The 15,075-nt window shown below is 42.6% G+C and carries 13 protein-coding genes; 8 read left to right on the top strand and 5 right to left on the bottom strand.

Going from position 1 to position 15,075, the window contains the following annotated elements; all coding sequences use genetic code 11:
• Positions 1–64: 64 nt before the first annotated feature.
• On the top strand, positions 65–2,053 hold the full coding sequence (locus tag BUB99_RS05525) for a glycoside hydrolase family 97 protein (protein WP_073120195.1): 1,989 nt from the start codon (positions 65–67) through the stop codon (positions 2,051–2,053).
• A gap of 418 nt (positions 2,054–2,471) precedes the next feature.
• On the opposite strand, the gene BUB99_RS05520 is transcribed toward BUB99_RS05525, so the two are convergent.
• The 3 genes from BUB99_RS05520 to BUB99_RS05510 form a co-directional block, all read right to left on the bottom strand.
• Complete coding sequence (locus BUB99_RS05520; RefSeq protein WP_073120194.1) at positions 2,472–3,797, bottom strand: sugar porter family MFS transporter; 1,326 nt, start codon at positions 3,795–3,797, stop codon at positions 2,472–2,474.
• Between the two features lie 132 nt (positions 3,798–3,929).
• Entirely contained in the window at positions 3,930–5,162 is a 1,233-nt protein-coding gene (locus BUB99_RS05515; protein WP_073120191.1) for a glycoside hydrolase family 88 protein, read from the bottom strand.
• Between the two features lie 55 nt (positions 5,163–5,217).
• Complete coding sequence (locus BUB99_RS05510) at positions 5,218–6,138, bottom strand: ROK family protein (RefSeq protein ID WP_073120188.1); 921 nt, start codon at positions 6,136–6,138, stop codon at positions 5,218–5,220.
• An 825-nt stretch (positions 6,139–6,963) separates the two neighbouring features.
• On the opposite strand from BUB99_RS05510, the gene BUB99_RS05505 reads away from it, so the two are divergent.
• The 7 genes from BUB99_RS05505 to tsf all read left to right on the top strand — a co-directional run bounded on the left by BUB99_RS05505 (position 6,964) and on the right by tsf (position 12,181).
• On the top strand, positions 6,964–7,641 hold the full coding sequence (locus tag BUB99_RS05505) for a response regulator (protein ID WP_370453770.1): 678 nt from the start codon (positions 6,964–6,966) through the stop codon (positions 7,639–7,641).
• Between the two features lie 12 nt (positions 7,642–7,653).
• A complete protein-coding gene (locus BUB99_RS05500) occupies positions 7,654–8,694 on the top strand; it encodes a sensor histidine kinase (protein WP_073120183.1) in 1,041 nt (346 codons plus the stop codon).
• Positions 8,695–8,739: 45 nt separating this feature from the next.
• A complete protein-coding gene (locus tag BUB99_RS05495; protein WP_215975956.1) occupies positions 8,740–9,456 on the top strand; it encodes an RluA family pseudouridine synthase in 717 nt (238 codons plus the stop codon).
• Positions 9,457–9,583: 127 nt separating this feature from the next.
• Complete coding sequence (rplM, locus tag BUB99_RS05490; protein WP_073120180.1) at positions 9,584–10,027, top strand: 50S ribosomal protein L13; 444 nt, start codon at positions 9,584–9,586, stop codon at positions 10,025–10,027.
• Positions 10,028–10,032: 5 nt separating this feature from the next.
• Positions 10,033–10,419, top strand: coding sequence for a 30S ribosomal protein S9 (gene rpsI, locus BUB99_RS05485; RefSeq protein ID WP_073120178.1), 387 nt, complete (start codon positions 10,033–10,035; stop codon positions 10,417–10,419).
• Between the two features lie 36 nt (positions 10,420–10,455).
• Positions 10,456–11,214, top strand: a complete 759-nt coding sequence (gene rpsB, locus BUB99_RS05480) for a 30S ribosomal protein S2 (protein WP_073120174.1) — start codon at positions 10,456–10,458, stop codon at positions 11,212–11,214.
• Positions 11,215–11,350: 136 nt separating this feature from the next.
• Positions 11,351–12,181, top strand: coding sequence for a translation elongation factor Ts (gene tsf, locus BUB99_RS05475; protein ID WP_073120172.1), 831 nt, complete (start codon positions 11,351–11,353; stop codon positions 12,179–12,181).
• A 276-nt stretch (positions 12,182–12,457) separates the two neighbouring features.
• Here the strand turns inward: tsf and BUB99_RS05470 are convergent, their stop codons facing one another.
• Positions 12,458–12,847, bottom strand: coding sequence for a response regulator (locus tag BUB99_RS05470; protein ID WP_073120171.1), 390 nt, complete (start codon positions 12,845–12,847; stop codon positions 12,458–12,460).
• Positions 12,848–12,964: 117 nt separating this feature from the next.
• Positions 12,965–15,028, bottom strand: coding sequence for a methionine--tRNA ligase (gene metG, locus BUB99_RS05465; protein WP_073120169.1), 2,064 nt, complete (start codon positions 15,026–15,028; stop codon positions 12,965–12,967).
• Between the last annotated feature and the right edge of the window lie 47 nt (positions 15,029–15,075).

Here is a 15,075-nt window from a genome sequence, read left to right as displayed (position 1 = left end):
ACATGTAATCTGCTCGTTTGGTTTACGATTACTTACTGCTCAGGCTTTATGTAGACAATAAAATATGAAAACAGTAAAACAAACACTTTTGATAGTATTCGGGCTAGTGATGTTTTTAACTAGTTGTGACGAGGAACAAAAACTACAGTTGGCCTCTCCCAATGGAAATAGTGAGATCGTATTGAGCCCTGCCAGTCAGGAGGAAGGTGGCTTGGTGAATTTTTCGGTGCTTTACAAAGGTCGTCAGGTGATTTTGCCTTCTTCGCTGCAGTTGCTTACAGAGGATTTGGACTTTGGTTCTAAGGTAGAAATTAGTGAATTGGGGCGTGTTTCGGTAGAGGAAGAATGGACCACTCGTTTTGGTGAGTTGAGCCAAGTACCCAACCGATATAGCCAGGCTAGTTTTCGTCTAAAAGGCGAAAGGGCAGAAGTATTGCTGACTTGCCGTGCTTATGACGAAGGTGTCGCTTTTTCTTATCAAATCCCTAAACAAAACGGACTGGAGGATATTGCCATCGACGATGAGCTGATCCACTACCGTTTTGAACAGGATTTTCCTGTATGGACGACCCCCGAGCGTGAGCCGGGCAAACTGACCGCACAGGGGGAGTATAGTCGTGTGCCACTGAGTGAGTTGCCGTATGGGGCCGAACGCCCATTGGTCATAGAGCAGGACAGTCAGGTCGTAGCTTTGGCCGAAGCTAGGCTGGTAGATTTTGCTCGGCTCAGTTTTAGCGCAGACCCTGCAGGTGGTTTGAGCATCTTGTCGAACCTAGATGGCAAAATGGTGCAGACGGTGCAGGATACGGTCACTGGTGCACTCAAGAGTCAACGTCAAGGGCATTCGAAGGTGAAAGCCCACCTACCTCTACAGTCACCTTGGCGGGTGGTAATGCTGGCCGATGATCATGGCCAGTTGCTAGAACAAAACTACCTGATCCAAAACCTCAACCCTCCAAGCGCAATAGAGGACGAATCCTGGATAGAACCTGGCAAGGTTTTGAGAGAAACAACCCTGACTACTCAGGGAGCTATGGCTGCCATCGATTTTGTGGCAGATCATCAGATGCAGTATGTGCATTTTGATGCTGGATGGTATGGCAATGAGATGAAGGACAGTTCGGATGCTACGACTGTGACTTTGGATCCTAAGCGATCCAAGGGGCCATTCGATATGAAAGCAGTGACAGCTTATGCCAAGAGCAAAGGAATTAAGGTTATGCTCTATGTCAACCGACGTTCTCTGGAGCGACAGTTAGATGAGCTACTGCCGTTGTTTGCTGAGTGGGGCATAGCAGGGATCAAATTTGGTTTCGTACGAGTGGGGGATCAGCAAGCCACCGCTTGGTTGCACGAGGCGATAGCCAAAGCCGCAGCGTATCAGATGGTCGTAGATGTGCATGATGAGTATCGGCCGACCGGTTTTTCGCGAACTTATCCAAACCTGCTCACTCAGGAAGGTATAGCAGGTGATGAAACCAGCGTAAGCAATGAACATACACTCATAACCATGTTTACGCGTATGCTGGCAGGAGCTGCGGACAATACCGTGTGCTACTACAACAAGCGCGTGGAGACGATGGGCTCTCATGCTTCTCAACTGGCCAAAACGGTATGCTTGTTTAGCCCGTTGCAATTTCTCTATTGGTACGACAAACCAGCAGCATCTCCAGAAAAGTTGGATGGTCTTTGGGGGGATACCAAGCATATCGGTAACGAGCCAGAGCTGGCGTTTTTTGATCAAGTTCCGACGACCTGGGACGAGACCAAGGTGCTGGAAGCAGAGATTGCCAGACTAGGGGTTGTTGCTCGACGTAAAGGGGGAAGTTGGTACATTGGAGGAATCTCTGGCCCAGAGACAAGAGCGGTGAATTTAGATTTTTCTTTTCTCGATCGAGGACAAAAATATGTTGCTAAACTATATACTGATGATGAGTCGATAGAGACTCGTACCCATGTGAAAATAGAAGAGCTGGAGTTAACTGCTGAAGATCAATTGGTACTACAGCTGGAAGCCAATACAGGATTTGCTATGTCAATCGAGTTGAGATGAGAAGACGGTTTTCAACTTAGAAGTAGGTTACTTAAGGAGAGCTAATAAAGTTTATCAAGCCATACAGACGCTGTTTTTGTATGGCTTTTTGTTTTTCTGATGCAATAGCGCATCCTGTTAGCATGGGGGATGATAGTAGAGTGCTTTTGCTGAAGCAGTCGATGCATCAGACTGCTCATGAAATGGGAAGTCTGCTTTCGAAAGCCAGCCTTTGAAGATTTATATTTCTACTATGCTGACATCTGATCCCAGAGATAAAATGGGTGGGTGTCAAAAATAAAGAGGCTATTTCTCGGATGAGAAATAGCCTCAAATAACCTTAGACCCTCGAACTTTATTTACTATTTACTAAACTTATTACCAATAAATCAACAGTTAAAAACATTACTTACTACAAGGAAGAAACTCAAGGTATAGGTTATTTTATCAGTTCTTTTTCCAATTCTTCTAGTGACTTTCCTTTGGTCTCAGGCATCATCAGATGCACAAAGAACAGTTGGAGTACCATCAAACCGCCAAAGAAGGCAAAGACCACAAATGGTTCAAATACATTGATCAATACGGCACCAAATAGGGTGATGAGAGCGGCAAATACCCAGTGTACACCACAGCCCCAAGATTGACCGAAAGCACGTACATTGTTGGGGAATATTTCGGAAATGAATACCCAGATCACGGCACCTTGTCCAATGGCATGTGAGGAAATAAACATCAGAATGAAGGCAAGTTTGAACCCTGCCGACGCATCTGTATAAAAGCCAAAAGCTACCATGAATAGACTGATGATGTAGCCTATCGATCCAATGTACATCAGCTGTTTTCTGCCTGCTCTGTCGATAAGATACATCCCAGCAATGGTGAATACGAGGTTGACTAAGCCAATGGCGATGGAACTAAACAAGGAGTCTGAAGTAGCAAATCCTGCTTTTTCTAAAATCTCTGGTGCATAGTAGAGGATGAAGTTGATACCAGAGAGTTGATTAAAGAACGCAATCAAGAAGGCCAGTAAGAGTGGAACACGGTATTTTTTGGAGAAAACCTGTTCTCTTTTGCTACCTACAGGCTGCTGATCTGCGACGATGTCTTCCAATATGTTTTGTGCTTCTTCAAGGCTAGATGTTTTTTGAAGTACTTCCATCGCTGCTTCTTTGTTGTTTTGGTGCAGGACGAGCCACCTTGGGCTTTTGGGAATCCCAAATACCAAGAGCATATAGATCAAGGCAGGGATACCTTCTACACCGAGCATCCAACGCCAGTCGTTGGCCCCACCGACTCCTTCGAGCAGGTAGTTGGAGATGAAGGCAATCAAAATACCAAAGACGATATTGAATTGGTAGAGAGCACCTAATTTGCCCCGGTTGTTCGCTGAGGCTATTTCAGAAATATACGTAGGAGCGGCGATAGAGGAAACACCAACACCTAATCCACCGACAAATCTAAAAAATGAGAAGAGGTATGGATCCTGTGCGAGTGCTGATCCGATTGCCGAAACAAAATACAAAACACCGATACCGATCAGGGTATTCTTTCGTCCGTATTTGTCCGTAGGAAAACCCGCAAACAAAGCACCTATCACGGTGCCCCAGAGTGCCATGGACATGATGAATGTGCCATGAAACCATTCGGAGGTTTGCCATAGCTCTTTGATGGGGAGATTGGCTCCCGATATCACCACGGTATCAAAACCGAATAGAAATCCGGCCATGGCTACTACGATTGCATAATATATTAGTCTTTTGTTCATCTTGTCTTGTTGTTGTCAGGTTTTCACCCATTCAGAACCAACATTCCATCCCCGGTTCATTGTCCGAATCCCATGTTTGGGTTTTGGACAATTGTCGGTTCTGTATATTGGGCGAAAAAATTGTTGCTGTGATTATGACTTGTTCTGCTCTGGCTCGAAACTGGCCAATACAGAATTGACTACTGGTTCTCCCTGTTGCAATTTTTTTAGCCTCAGCAAGGCTTCTACATAATAGTAGTCTGCATAGATGATAGATGCGTCTATTTCAGAGCCGTTGGGCTTATGTCCTGTGGAGTGGAGCAAGAAAGCCGAGTTTTTGTTGCCACTTTGGTAGTTGGTGGACAATTCCTCTAGCATTGCAGTGGCTTTGCTTACATATTCTTGTGCCAGTTCTTCATCGCTGTATTTGGACAGTTCCAATAGGGCAGAGGCGACCAAGGCGGCAGCAGATGCATCTCTTGGCTCGTTGGGGATATTGGGTGCGTCAAAGTCCCAGTAGGGGATCAAATCTTCGGGTAGTCTATCCAAATATACACGGGCTGTTTGGTGTGCTGTTTTCAAGTATTCTGGATTCTTGGTCTCGCGGTACATCATCGTGTACCCGTATACTGCCCAGCCTTGTCCTCTGGCCCACATGGTGTGGTCGGCATAGCCTTGGTGTGTGATGCCTTTGATTTTGTTACCGTTGATGGTATCGTAGATTACTACATGATACGCCGAATAGTCATCTCTGAAGTGGTTGTTCATCGTTTTGTCGGCATGTGTCTCAGCGATGTTTTTAAGCGAATCTGTACCACCATTTTTTGCAGCCCATGAAAGCATCTCTAGATTGATCATGTTGTCTATGATCGTATTGTGGGGATACTCAGTTTTGACAGGCCAAGATAGTATGGTGCCTACAACTGGATTGTACAATGTAGCCAGTGTGTCGGAGGCTTTTAGGATCATTTCTTTGTACTCAGGGTTTTGCGTCAGTCTATAGCCGTTGCCTGCACTGTTGTATACTTGAAATCCAAGGTCGTGATCCGTGGCAGATTCTACAGATAGAGGTTCTAGATACATGGTGAATTGATCTGCAGCGTTTTTCAATTCAGTATCTCCTGTGTATTCGTAGAGGTACCAAAGCGTACCAGGCCAAAATCCGCTGGTCCAGTCTCTGTATTTGACCAATGTCCATTCATCACTGTCGTGTGGGATGTTTCTAGGGATAGAAGCCGAGTCGTTGGGCAACTGTTGGAGTGTTTTTTTGGCTTGTGCCACGCAGTAGTCGAGTTGCTGGTCGACGTTGAATACTTCTTTTTGCTTTTGTTGGCATCCCAGGCCAAGTAGTCCAGCGAGGACAACGATCAAAATGGAATTTTTCATGATAATTATTTATTTCTTCTTGTGGCCTTTTGCTATCAAGAACCTCTGTGTTGATTTATTCTTCGATTAAAAATGCGGCACCAAATACGCCTGCACTGTCTCCCAGTGCAGGTTTGACTATTGGAGCTTGAAATTCGTGATTGAAAACATACGCAGGGATGCGAGATGCTCCCGTTGTATAGATCTCGTCTATGTTGCCTACACCTCCGCCTATCACGATTACATCAGGGTCCACGATGTTGATGACCACACTGATTGCTCGGGCAAATCCATCGGTCAGTCTGTCGAGTGTATCTATAGCGCCTGAGTCAGTTTTTGCTCTAGCTCGTTCGATGATTTCTTTGAGAGGCTTTTGCGTTCCTGTTTTTTGGTGATAGTACCATTCGAGCGATGGGCCTGATAGTATGCTTTCGTTGTCTCCTTCTTTGCCACAAAAGCACGGGCGCCCCTCCATACCAGACAACAAATTGTGACCCCATTCTCCTCCGATACCATGGTGTCCATTGATGATGTGTCCATTGATGACCAACCCACCGCCTACACCAGTGCCCAATATGACTCCAAATACTACTTGAGCGTCGGGATAATGATGTTTGACCACTCCCAATTTTGCTTCTGCCAAAGCAAAGCAGTTGGCATCATTGGCCATTTTGACCTCTATTCCCAGTAGATTTGTGAGGTCTTTTTGCATGGGCTGCCCATTGATGGCTGTAGCATTGCAGTTTTTCATCAAGCCACTGTGTCGATTCATTGTACCTGGAGTGCCGATACCTAGACGAGTAGGTCTACAGCCATGATGTGCTACCATCGAATCCACCAGTTTTTTGACTTGATTGAGTATATGTGGGTAGCCCTTGGAGGCTTCAGTAGGTACTCGTTCTCGATAGAGTACTTTGTTGTCGTTGTACTGATCGAGTATTACCCCTTCTATTTTGGTGCCACCCAGATCGATTCCCCACAGTATTCCTTCTTCCATGTTTGGGAGCTTAATGATTCTAATCTATTTAATTAGCAAATGTTCATCTGGTTTGTAGTCGGTGATGAACGGCTAGACATGGGTGATGTGAATCTCTGAACGAAAAGTTATTTCGATAGAAGTATATTTTAGTCACTCCAAAGTCATCCTTTGCTGCAAGCTAGAGTTGTAGTGAAGTGATGAATTGAAACACTTGATCACAACCTAAGATTGCTTTACAATGATCGAATAAAATGCTTGAGAGGGCTATGACTCATGATTCATAGAGCATAAATCATGAGTCATATTGTGATTTTATATGGATAGAATTGTGTTGTTTACTTGTATTTTAAACGATTAAGCATATCGTAGTTCAATGGTTTTATTTTTATTGGTCCCAGTTGGAGTTAAAACTATGGACTTTAGTACATCTCGCTTGAGCTTCTATCAATCTCAATAGGATACTAGTATCTAGGTTTTAGTATGTAGATAAAAATTTGCTACTTTTTTATCTACAATCTAGTGCCTATCGATCTAAGGTCTTGATTCGGAATGTAGAGAATTTCATTTCCCCCTAAATCTATGGTGCTTTCATCCCATAGTGGGTTAGTTAATATTAGAAGGCTTATTTTTCCAGTAATTCCTATTTAATCCTATTGGAATAAATGCTCAAAATGTTTTGCCTTATGTTTTACCTCACTAACAAAATACTATTGGTATATTTCCATAATGTTACTATTTTGTTACTACTTGCCTTTTTTGGTCGGTAATTGAATAAAAAGTATAAGTTTTGAGGGGTATTTAATCTTAGATTAATACCAATTAATAGGTATAATAAACATGTCTGTGAATAAAAAAATACTGGTTGTAGATGATGAGATTGATATTTTGGATTTGCTGAAATACAATCTAGAGAAGGAAGGGTATCAAGTAGAAGTGGCTGAGAATGGTATGGAGGCAGTGAGAATTGCTAAGACCTTTGTGCCTGATTTGATTCTGTTGGATATCATGATGCCAGGACAGGATGGAGTAGAGACCTGTCGTCAGCTCCGTGAATTCAAAGAATTAGCGAATAGTTTTATTATTTTCTTGACGGCTCGTGTAGAAGAATATTCTGAGGTAGCTGCTTTTGAAAATGGTGCAGATGATTATTTGACAAAGCCTATTAAGCCACGCGCTTTGATGAGTCGAATCAATGCGATATTTAGGCGATCCAAGAAAGAAGTTGATCAAGAGGAAAAGGTCACTGCTGGAGATTTGCATATCGACAAACAAAGCTATACGGTCAAGCGTAATGATGAGGAGTTCTCATTGCCAAAAAAAGAATTTGAATTACTATATTTTTTAGCTCAGCATCCAGGCAAAGTTTTTAGTAGAGATGAGCTGCTTTATAATATATGGGGTACGGATGTCTATGTTTTGGCACGGACAGTAGATGTTCATGTGCGAAAGGTGAGAGAAAAAATTGGTGATGGCTATATCGCTACTATCAAAGGGGTAGGGTATAAGTTTGATGCTGAGTGATCGTAAACTAATATGTTATTAAACTCTAGGGGATTATCTCTTATTTTGTCAGGGTGTATTGCTGCCATTGTTTTAGGTAGTTTGATGCTGTTGCCTGATATTCCTAACTACGCATACTGGCTCGTATTCTTCATTTCGTTTGGTACAGGATATATCTTGATCAATATTGTTTTGGAATTCTTGTTTTTCAAAGAGCTCCGAAGCATCTACAATATGTTTGAGCAGATCAGAGCCAATGATTTATCCCAATTAGAGCCTAATAAGAAATACGGACATAGCTCTATCATTCAAATCCATGAAGAGATCTATGCTTATGCACACGGTAAGCAGAGCGAGATTGAAGAACTAAAGCAGCTAGCGAAATTTAGACGGCAGTTTTTGGCTGATGTTTCTCATGAATTGAAGACACCCATTTTCGCTGCGCAAGGTTTTGTCCATACGCTACTGGACGGAGCTATCGATGATAAGAAGAATCGGATGAAATTCCTCAAGCGAGCGGCTAAGAACTTAGACGGTTTGGACATGCTCGTGCAAGATTTGCTAACCGTCTCTCACATGGAGGCTGGAGATATTACCATGCATCTGGAGCCAGTGAATCTGTGCGAGATGATTTTTGAGATCTTTGATCAGATGGAAAATAATGCTCAGAAGACAGATATTACACTTAAGATGAATCATGAGCGTGATGAGATCATCAAAGTAAAAGCCGATGAGCAACGTATCTATCAGGTGTTGGTTAACCTTATCACCAATGCCATCAAGTACTCGGATGAAGGAGGGGTAGTAGAAGTGTCTGTGGTAGACTTAGGGGAGCGTCAGCAGGTCATTGTCAAGGATACAGGGATTGGTATTCCTCCCGAACACCTCAATCGAATCTTTGAACGCTTCTATAGAGTAGATAAAAGTCGTGCACGTGCGATTGGAGGAACAGGACTAGGGTTGTCTATTGTGAAGCACATCGTGGAGGCTCATGACAGTGATATTCATGTGAAAAGCACACCTGGAGAAGGGTCAGAGTTTAGTTTTGAGCTAGATAAGTATATTGCACAATAGTCGCCATTTCAATTTCTTTGGTTTTCTTTGCCGAAAAGAAGACTAGTGCTGAAGAAAATTAATATTCCAGATCTGATAGTATATGAAGATGACCATTATTTGGTGATCAATAAACCTGCGTCTATTTCTACCTTGGAGGATCGAAACGATGATTACAATGTCTTGTCTCTATTTCGTGAGCATTATCCTGAGATCACTGTATGTCATCGTTTGGATAAAGAAACCAGTGGTGCACTACTCCTAGCCAAGAATGAAGCGGCCTATCGCGCGGCAGCTATGAAGTTCGAGTCTAGAGATGTAGAGAAGGTATACCATGCGCTGGTAGAGGGGCGGTTTATGGATGAGACGATACAGGTCGATATACCACTCAAAATAGCTGGCTCAGGCCGAGTCAAAACAGACCCACGTCAGGGAAAAGAAGCACTGACTCGATTCCGACCCAAGGCATACTTAGGGAATTATACTTTGGTGGAGGCTAAGCCTGTCTCAGGTAGACGTCATCAGATTAGAGTGCATTTGGCTTATCTAGGCTTTCCGATTTGTGGAGACACTTACTATGGTGGCAAACCAGTGTTTTTGTCGGCAATCAAGAAAAAATATAAACTCGCAGAAGGGAAAGAAGAAAGACCTCTGTTTGATCGAGTAGCCTTGCACGCATTTAGTCTTGAAATCAATCCATTTGATGGTCAAGCGATCGAGGTTTCATGCGATTATCCTAAGGATTTGAGCATGATAATCAGCAAGATTGAGAAATTTGGGTGATCCCAGAGAGAAATATGAAGGTACTGCTTTAATTTTTGAACTCTGCCTTGTTTTTTGTCAACAAAATTTCTATTTTTGTGTCCCTTTTTGAGGGCAGTAGGATTTTGACTATAAAATCAATAGAAAAGTGGATTCAATAAGTTATAAGACAGCAATCACCAATAAAGCTACAGCTGACAAGCAATGGGTAGTGGTTGACGCTGAAGGAAAAGTATTGGGAAGGTTAGCAAGTGAGATTGCTAAAATGATCAGAGGAAAGCACAAACCTGGTTTTACACCTAACGTGGACTGTGGAGACAACGTAATCGTTGTGAACTCAGACAAGGTGAAAATGACAGGAAAGAAGTGGACGGATAAAAAATACGTCTCGCATACTGGTTACCCAGGAGGTCAAAGAGTTCAAACCCCTAATCAAGTGAAGGCAAAGTCTTCTACTATCTTGGTAGAAAGAGCCGTAAGAGGCATGCTACCAAAGAACAGACTGGGTAGAGCTTTGTTCAATAATTTATACGTATACGAAGGGGGAGAGCACAAGCACGAAGCACAAACTCCTAAAGAGATAAAACTTTAATCTGAATGGAAGTAACTAACACCATTGGTAGAAGAAAAACATCTGTAGCTAGACTGTATATGTCAGCAGGTAAAGGAGATGTTAAGATCAACAACAGGGACATCAAAGAGTATTTCCCTTTTGAAATTTATCAAACTATCGTTAAGCAACCATTGGTTTTGCTGGAAGAAGACGGTAATTATGATTTGAATATTAATGTTGCTGGAGGAGGAATGAAAGGTCAAGCTGAAGGTATCAGATTGGCGATCTCTAGAGCATTGGTAGAAATCAACCCTGAACACAGACCTCCTTTGAAGAAAGAAGGATTCTTGACAAGAGATCCTAGAATGGTCGAGCGTAAGAAGCCAGGTAGAAGAAAGGCGAGAAGAGCGTTCCAGTTCAGTAAGCGTTAATACAATTTATATTTATATATTATTAAGTAAACTTTAATGGCTAAACTACAGCACAAAGACTTACTTGATGCTGGTGTCCACTTCGGACACTTGACGAGAAAGTGGGATCCTAAAATGGCACCATACATCTTCATGGAGAAGAATGGTATCCATATTATCGATCTACATAAATCGCTTGATTGCCTCGAAGAAGCATCAAATGCACTCAAGCAGATAGTGAAATCAGGACGAAAAGTAATGTTCGTTGCGACTAAAAAGCAAGCGAGAGAAATCGTTTCTGAAGAAGCTAAGAGATTAAGAATGCCTTACGTCACTGATAGATGGTTAGGTGGTATGTTGACTAACTTCGCAACGATCAGAAAATCGTTGAAGAAAATGTCTTCGATGGACAAGATGTTGAAAGATGATGCTTTCAAAAACTTGGCGAAGAGAGAGAAGTTGATGATCAGCAGAGAGAAAGTGAAGCTAGAAAGAATCCTCGGTGGAATCGCTGACTTGACAAGACTACCAGCTGCACTATTCGTAGTAGACATCAAAAGAGAGCATATCGCGATCAAAGAAGCACAGAAGTTGAATATCCCTGTATTTGCTATGGTGGATACTAACTCTGACCCGAATCAGGTTGATTTTCCAATCCCTGCGAATGATGATGCTTTCAAATCTATCCAATTGATCGTAAGTCACATTGGTAAAGAGTTGGAAGAGTCTCTAGCAGAGAGAAAGAAAGACAAGGACGAGGCGAAGCAGAAAGAGGAGGCAGAAGCGAAAGCTCACGCTGACAAAAAAGGAGAGTAATCATACTATTTTGAAATAGTATCAAAAATATAAGAATTGAATCCCAAACTGATGGGATTCAATTTTTGTTTAGACCCGTTTGATTTTTCAGCGGGATTATAGAAATAGAAGTAAAAAAACATAAACGATATTACAAATGGCAATTACTGCACAAGAAGTAAACAAGCTACGTCAGATGACTGGAGCTGGTATGATGGATTGTAAAAAGGCTTTGGTTGAAGCTGAAGGTGATTTTGATACAGCAATCGAATTGCTTAGAAAAAAAGGGCAAAAGGTTTCTGCATCTAGAGCAGACAGAGAGACCAACGAAGGTGTTGTATTCGTGAAAACAAACGCTGACCATACTACTGGAGTAGTGGTAGCATTTTCATGTGAGACCGACTTTGTAGCTAAGAACGAAGAGTTCATGAAGTTAGGGAATGATCTAGCGACTGCAGCTTTCGAAAACAAGCCAGCTGATGCAGCAGGGTTGAAAGCATTGAAGTCTGGTGATGATACTTTTGGTGATAGAATCATCGACATGATCGGTAAAATCGGTGAGAAAATGGATATCATTGCTTATGAAGTGATGGAAGGTGAGGCAATCGTTCCTTACGTTCACGCGGGTAGCAAACTAGGTGTTCTTGTTTCTTTGAAAAACACAGGTGGTAAAGATGTGACTGAGGCAGGTAAAGATGTAGCGATGCAAATTGCTGCTATGAACCCTGTAGCGGTTGATAAAGACGGTGTTGATTCTACTGTAGTAGAGAAGGAAATTGAGATCGGAAAAGATCAGGCAAGACAAGAAGGTAAGCCTGAGGAGATGCTAGAGAAGATTGCTCTAGGTAAATTGAACAAGTTCTACAAAGAGAATACTTTGTTGCCACAAGCATTCGTAAAGGATAACAAGCAGTCTATTGCTCAGTATCTTGATGGTGTGAGCAAAGGGTTGACAGTAGTAGATTTCAAGAGAATCTCTATCGGTTAATTTATAAGATAATTGAAGTTGATTACATGGCCATCTGTATTTATACAGGTGGCTTTTTATGTTTAAAGGAATGAGCTGAGTGCGGGATCAGCCTGTGAAATTTGGGAGAGCCACGTGGTATTTATTATTTCAACCGTTATCCCAATGGCTTTTATAGAAGGTTACTTTCGCAAAGGCAACAACAAACATGTCTAGCCGAATCAGGTAGGTTTCGAATATTTGAATCACGAAATAATCTTCGATCCTTCCCAGCAATAAGGATCAGCCTGAAGAGGCTTACAGGTCGAGTTCTGAAAGGGCTTCTTCTACTGCTTCTTGAATCTCTGCGATATCAAATGGTTTGGTGAAGAAGCGTTGGATGAGTTTTCCGTCGAGTGCTTTTTCTATCTCTTCGTTGTAGTCAAATGCTGTTAGGATAAAGTAAGCGATGTTTTTGAATTTTTCTTTGGCTTGGGTGATGAACTGGATGCCGTTCATAGTGGGCATTCGCATGTCGCTGATCACGACGATAATTTTGTCATGATGCGCTTCTAATTTCTGTAGACCTTCTACTCCAGATAGTGCAGTCACAACGTCATAGATAGACTCAAAGCTTTTTTCAAATAGAAATAAGTTTAGCTCTTCGTCATCTACGTACAATACAGTAATGTCTTTCTTATCAGCCATAATTAATCTTTACTCGCCACTAGAACATAGGTGTTCAAGGTTTAAAGATATATTTTATTTATCAAATCCTGAGATCGTATAGGAAAGAAGACGATCTCAGGGATTTAGTATTAGTTTTTAGCTTATTTGTGAGCCGTTTTGAACCTTTTCATTGGGCTGGACGAGTCTTAGTTTTCCATCAGCATCTTCTGCCATGAGAATCATTCCTTGTGATTCTACGCCCATGATTTTTCTGGGTGCTAGGTTGGCTAGAATAGTTACCTGCTGACCGATCATTTCTTCTGGAGTAAAGTGCTTAGCGATACCGCTTAGGATCGTTCGCGTATCGATCCCTGTATCTACCTTGAACTGTAATAATTTGCTCGATTTGGGTACTTTCTGCGCTTCTAGGATGGTACCTACTCTCATGTCCATTTTGAGGAAGTCTTCGAATACTGCTTCTGCTTTTTGTGGCTCTACGTCTTCTACTGTTTGTTGCACGGGTTTTGATTTTTCTAATTTGTCAATTTGAGCTTCTACTGCTTCGTCTTCTATTTTTTCAAATAGCAGACTAGCTGCTTCGATATTTTGGCCGCTGAATAGCAAATCTGACCTACCGGCATCCGCCCATGTAAAATCTCCCAGATTGATCATCTGAGACAGTTTGTCTGAAGTACGAGGTAAGAATGGGCTTGATAGAATAGAAAGATTTGCTGCGATCTGCAGGGCTATATTCAATATGCTGCCAGTTCTTTTCTCGTTGGTTTTGATGAGTTTCCATGGCTCGGTCTCAGCGAGGTATTTATTCCCTAGGCGGGCCAAGTCCATGAGATGTGCGAGTGCTTCGCGGAATCTGAACTTGTCGATGCTCTCGGATATTCTCGATGGGAACTCAGCTAGTTCTATCAATACCTCTTTGTCGACAGCTTCTAATGCGCCGAGTTTGGGTAGTTTTCCGTCGAAGTATTTGTGCGTTAGTACTACCGCTCTATTGACGAAATTGCCATAGATCGCGACTAATTCATTGTTGTTTCTGGCCTGGAAGTCTTTCCAAGTAAAGTCATTGTCTTTGGACTCTGGGGCATTAGAACACAATACGTATCTGAGTACATCTTCCTTCTCGGGGAAATCCTCGAGATACTCGTGTAGCCAGACCGCCCAGTTGCGAGACGTAGAGATTTTCTCTCCTTCTAGGTTCAAGAACTCATTGGCAGGTACATTCTGTGGTAAGATGTAGTCACCGTGCGCATGTAGGATCGCAGGAAATATGATACAGTGAAAGACGATGTTGTCCTTGCCGATGAAGTGAATCAAACATGATTCATCTTCTTTTTTCTTCTGTGTTTTCCAGTAGTCTTCCCAATTTTTTCCTTTTTCTGCGGCCCAAGCTTTGGTCGCAGAGATGTACCCGATAGGCGCATCGAGCCATACGTATAGTTTTTTGCCTTCTGCATCAGGTAGTGGCACATCTACTCCCCAGTCTAGGTCTCTGGTCATGGCACGAGGCTGTAGGCCTGCTTTGAGCCAAGAACTACACTGCCCGTAGACGTTGGGTTTCCATTGTCCTTGTTTGCCTTCTATGAGCCATCTTTCGAGCCATGGCTGATATTTGTCTAGTGGCAGATACCAGTGCTTGGTAGATTTTAAGATAGGTGTTTTGCCACTCAGTGTAGACTTTGGGTTGATAAGGTCGGTGGAGTTGTGGGATGTGCCACATTTTTCGCACTGGTCTCCGTAGGCGGCATCATAGGCACAGTTAGGACATGTCCCGGTGACATATCGATCTGCGAGGAATTGGTTGTATTCCTCGTCATAGAATTGCTCTGATTGCTTCTCGACGAACTCTCCTTTGTCATAGAGATTGGTGAAGAATTCCTGTGAGGTCTCATGATGAATCGGTGATGAAGTGCGGTGATAGATGTCAAAGTCAATCCCGAATTTCTCAAAAGTATCTTTATTGATCTGATGATATTTGTCAATGATGGCCTGTGGGGTAGTTCCTTCTTTTTTGGCACGTAGCGTGATCGCAGCACCATGTTCGTCACTGCCACATACGTAGGTCACTTCTTTGCCTCTGGCGCGAAGAAAGCGCACATAGATGTCGGCAGGTAAATACGCTCCTGCGATATGACCGATGTGTAGCGGGCCGTTCGCATAGGGTAGGGCTGAAGTAATGGTGTATCTTTTGTAATCTTTTTGCACGTGTCCGTTTTTTCGACAAAGATAGAAAGATTAGAAAGTTATGGAGC

Origin of the sequence: Reichenbachiella agariperforans, from assembly GCF_900142205.1 — a bacterium.
Lineage (GTDB): Bacteria > Bacteroidota > Bacteroidia > Cytophagales > Cyclobacteriaceae > Reichenbachiella > Reichenbachiella agariperforans.
The sequence above is the reverse complement of the archived record's forward strand: the minus strand, read 5'-3'. Positions and strand labels throughout refer to the sequence as shown.

Excerpts from the sequence above, each read along its gene's own strand:
- rpsI (WP_073120178.1), top strand. The coding sequence starts at position 10,033 with ATGGAAGTAACTAACACCATTGGTAGAAGAAAAACATCTGTAGCTAGA.
- BUB99_RS05500 (WP_073120183.1), top strand. The coding sequence starts at position 7,654 with ATGTTATTAAACTCTAGGGGATTATCTCTTATTTTGTCAGGGTGTATT.
- BUB99_RS05510 (WP_073120188.1), bottom strand. The coding sequence starts at position 6,138 with ATGGAAGAAGGAATACTGTGGGGAATCGATCTGGGTGGCACCAAAATA.
- rpsB (WP_073120174.1), top strand. The coding sequence starts at position 10,456 with ATGGCTAAACTACAGCACAAAGACTTACTTGATGCTGGTGTCCACTTC.
- BUB99_RS05525 (WP_073120195.1), top strand. The coding sequence starts at position 65 with ATGAAAACAGTAAAACAAACACTTTTGATAGTATTCGGGCTAGTGATG.
- BUB99_RS05515 (WP_073120191.1), bottom strand. The coding sequence starts at position 5,162 with ATGAAAAATTCCATTTTGATCGTTGTCCTCGCTGGACTACTTGGCCTG.
- BUB99_RS05470 (WP_073120171.1), bottom strand. The coding sequence starts at position 12,847 with ATGGCTGATAAGAAAGACATTACTGTATTGTACGTAGATGACGAAGAG.
- tsf (WP_073120172.1), top strand. The coding sequence starts at position 11,351 with ATGGCAATTACTGCACAAGAAGTAAACAAGCTACGTCAGATGACTGGA.
- BUB99_RS05520 (WP_073120194.1), bottom strand. The coding sequence starts at position 3,797 with ATGAACAAAAGACTAATATATTATGCAATCGTAGTAGCCATGGCCGGA.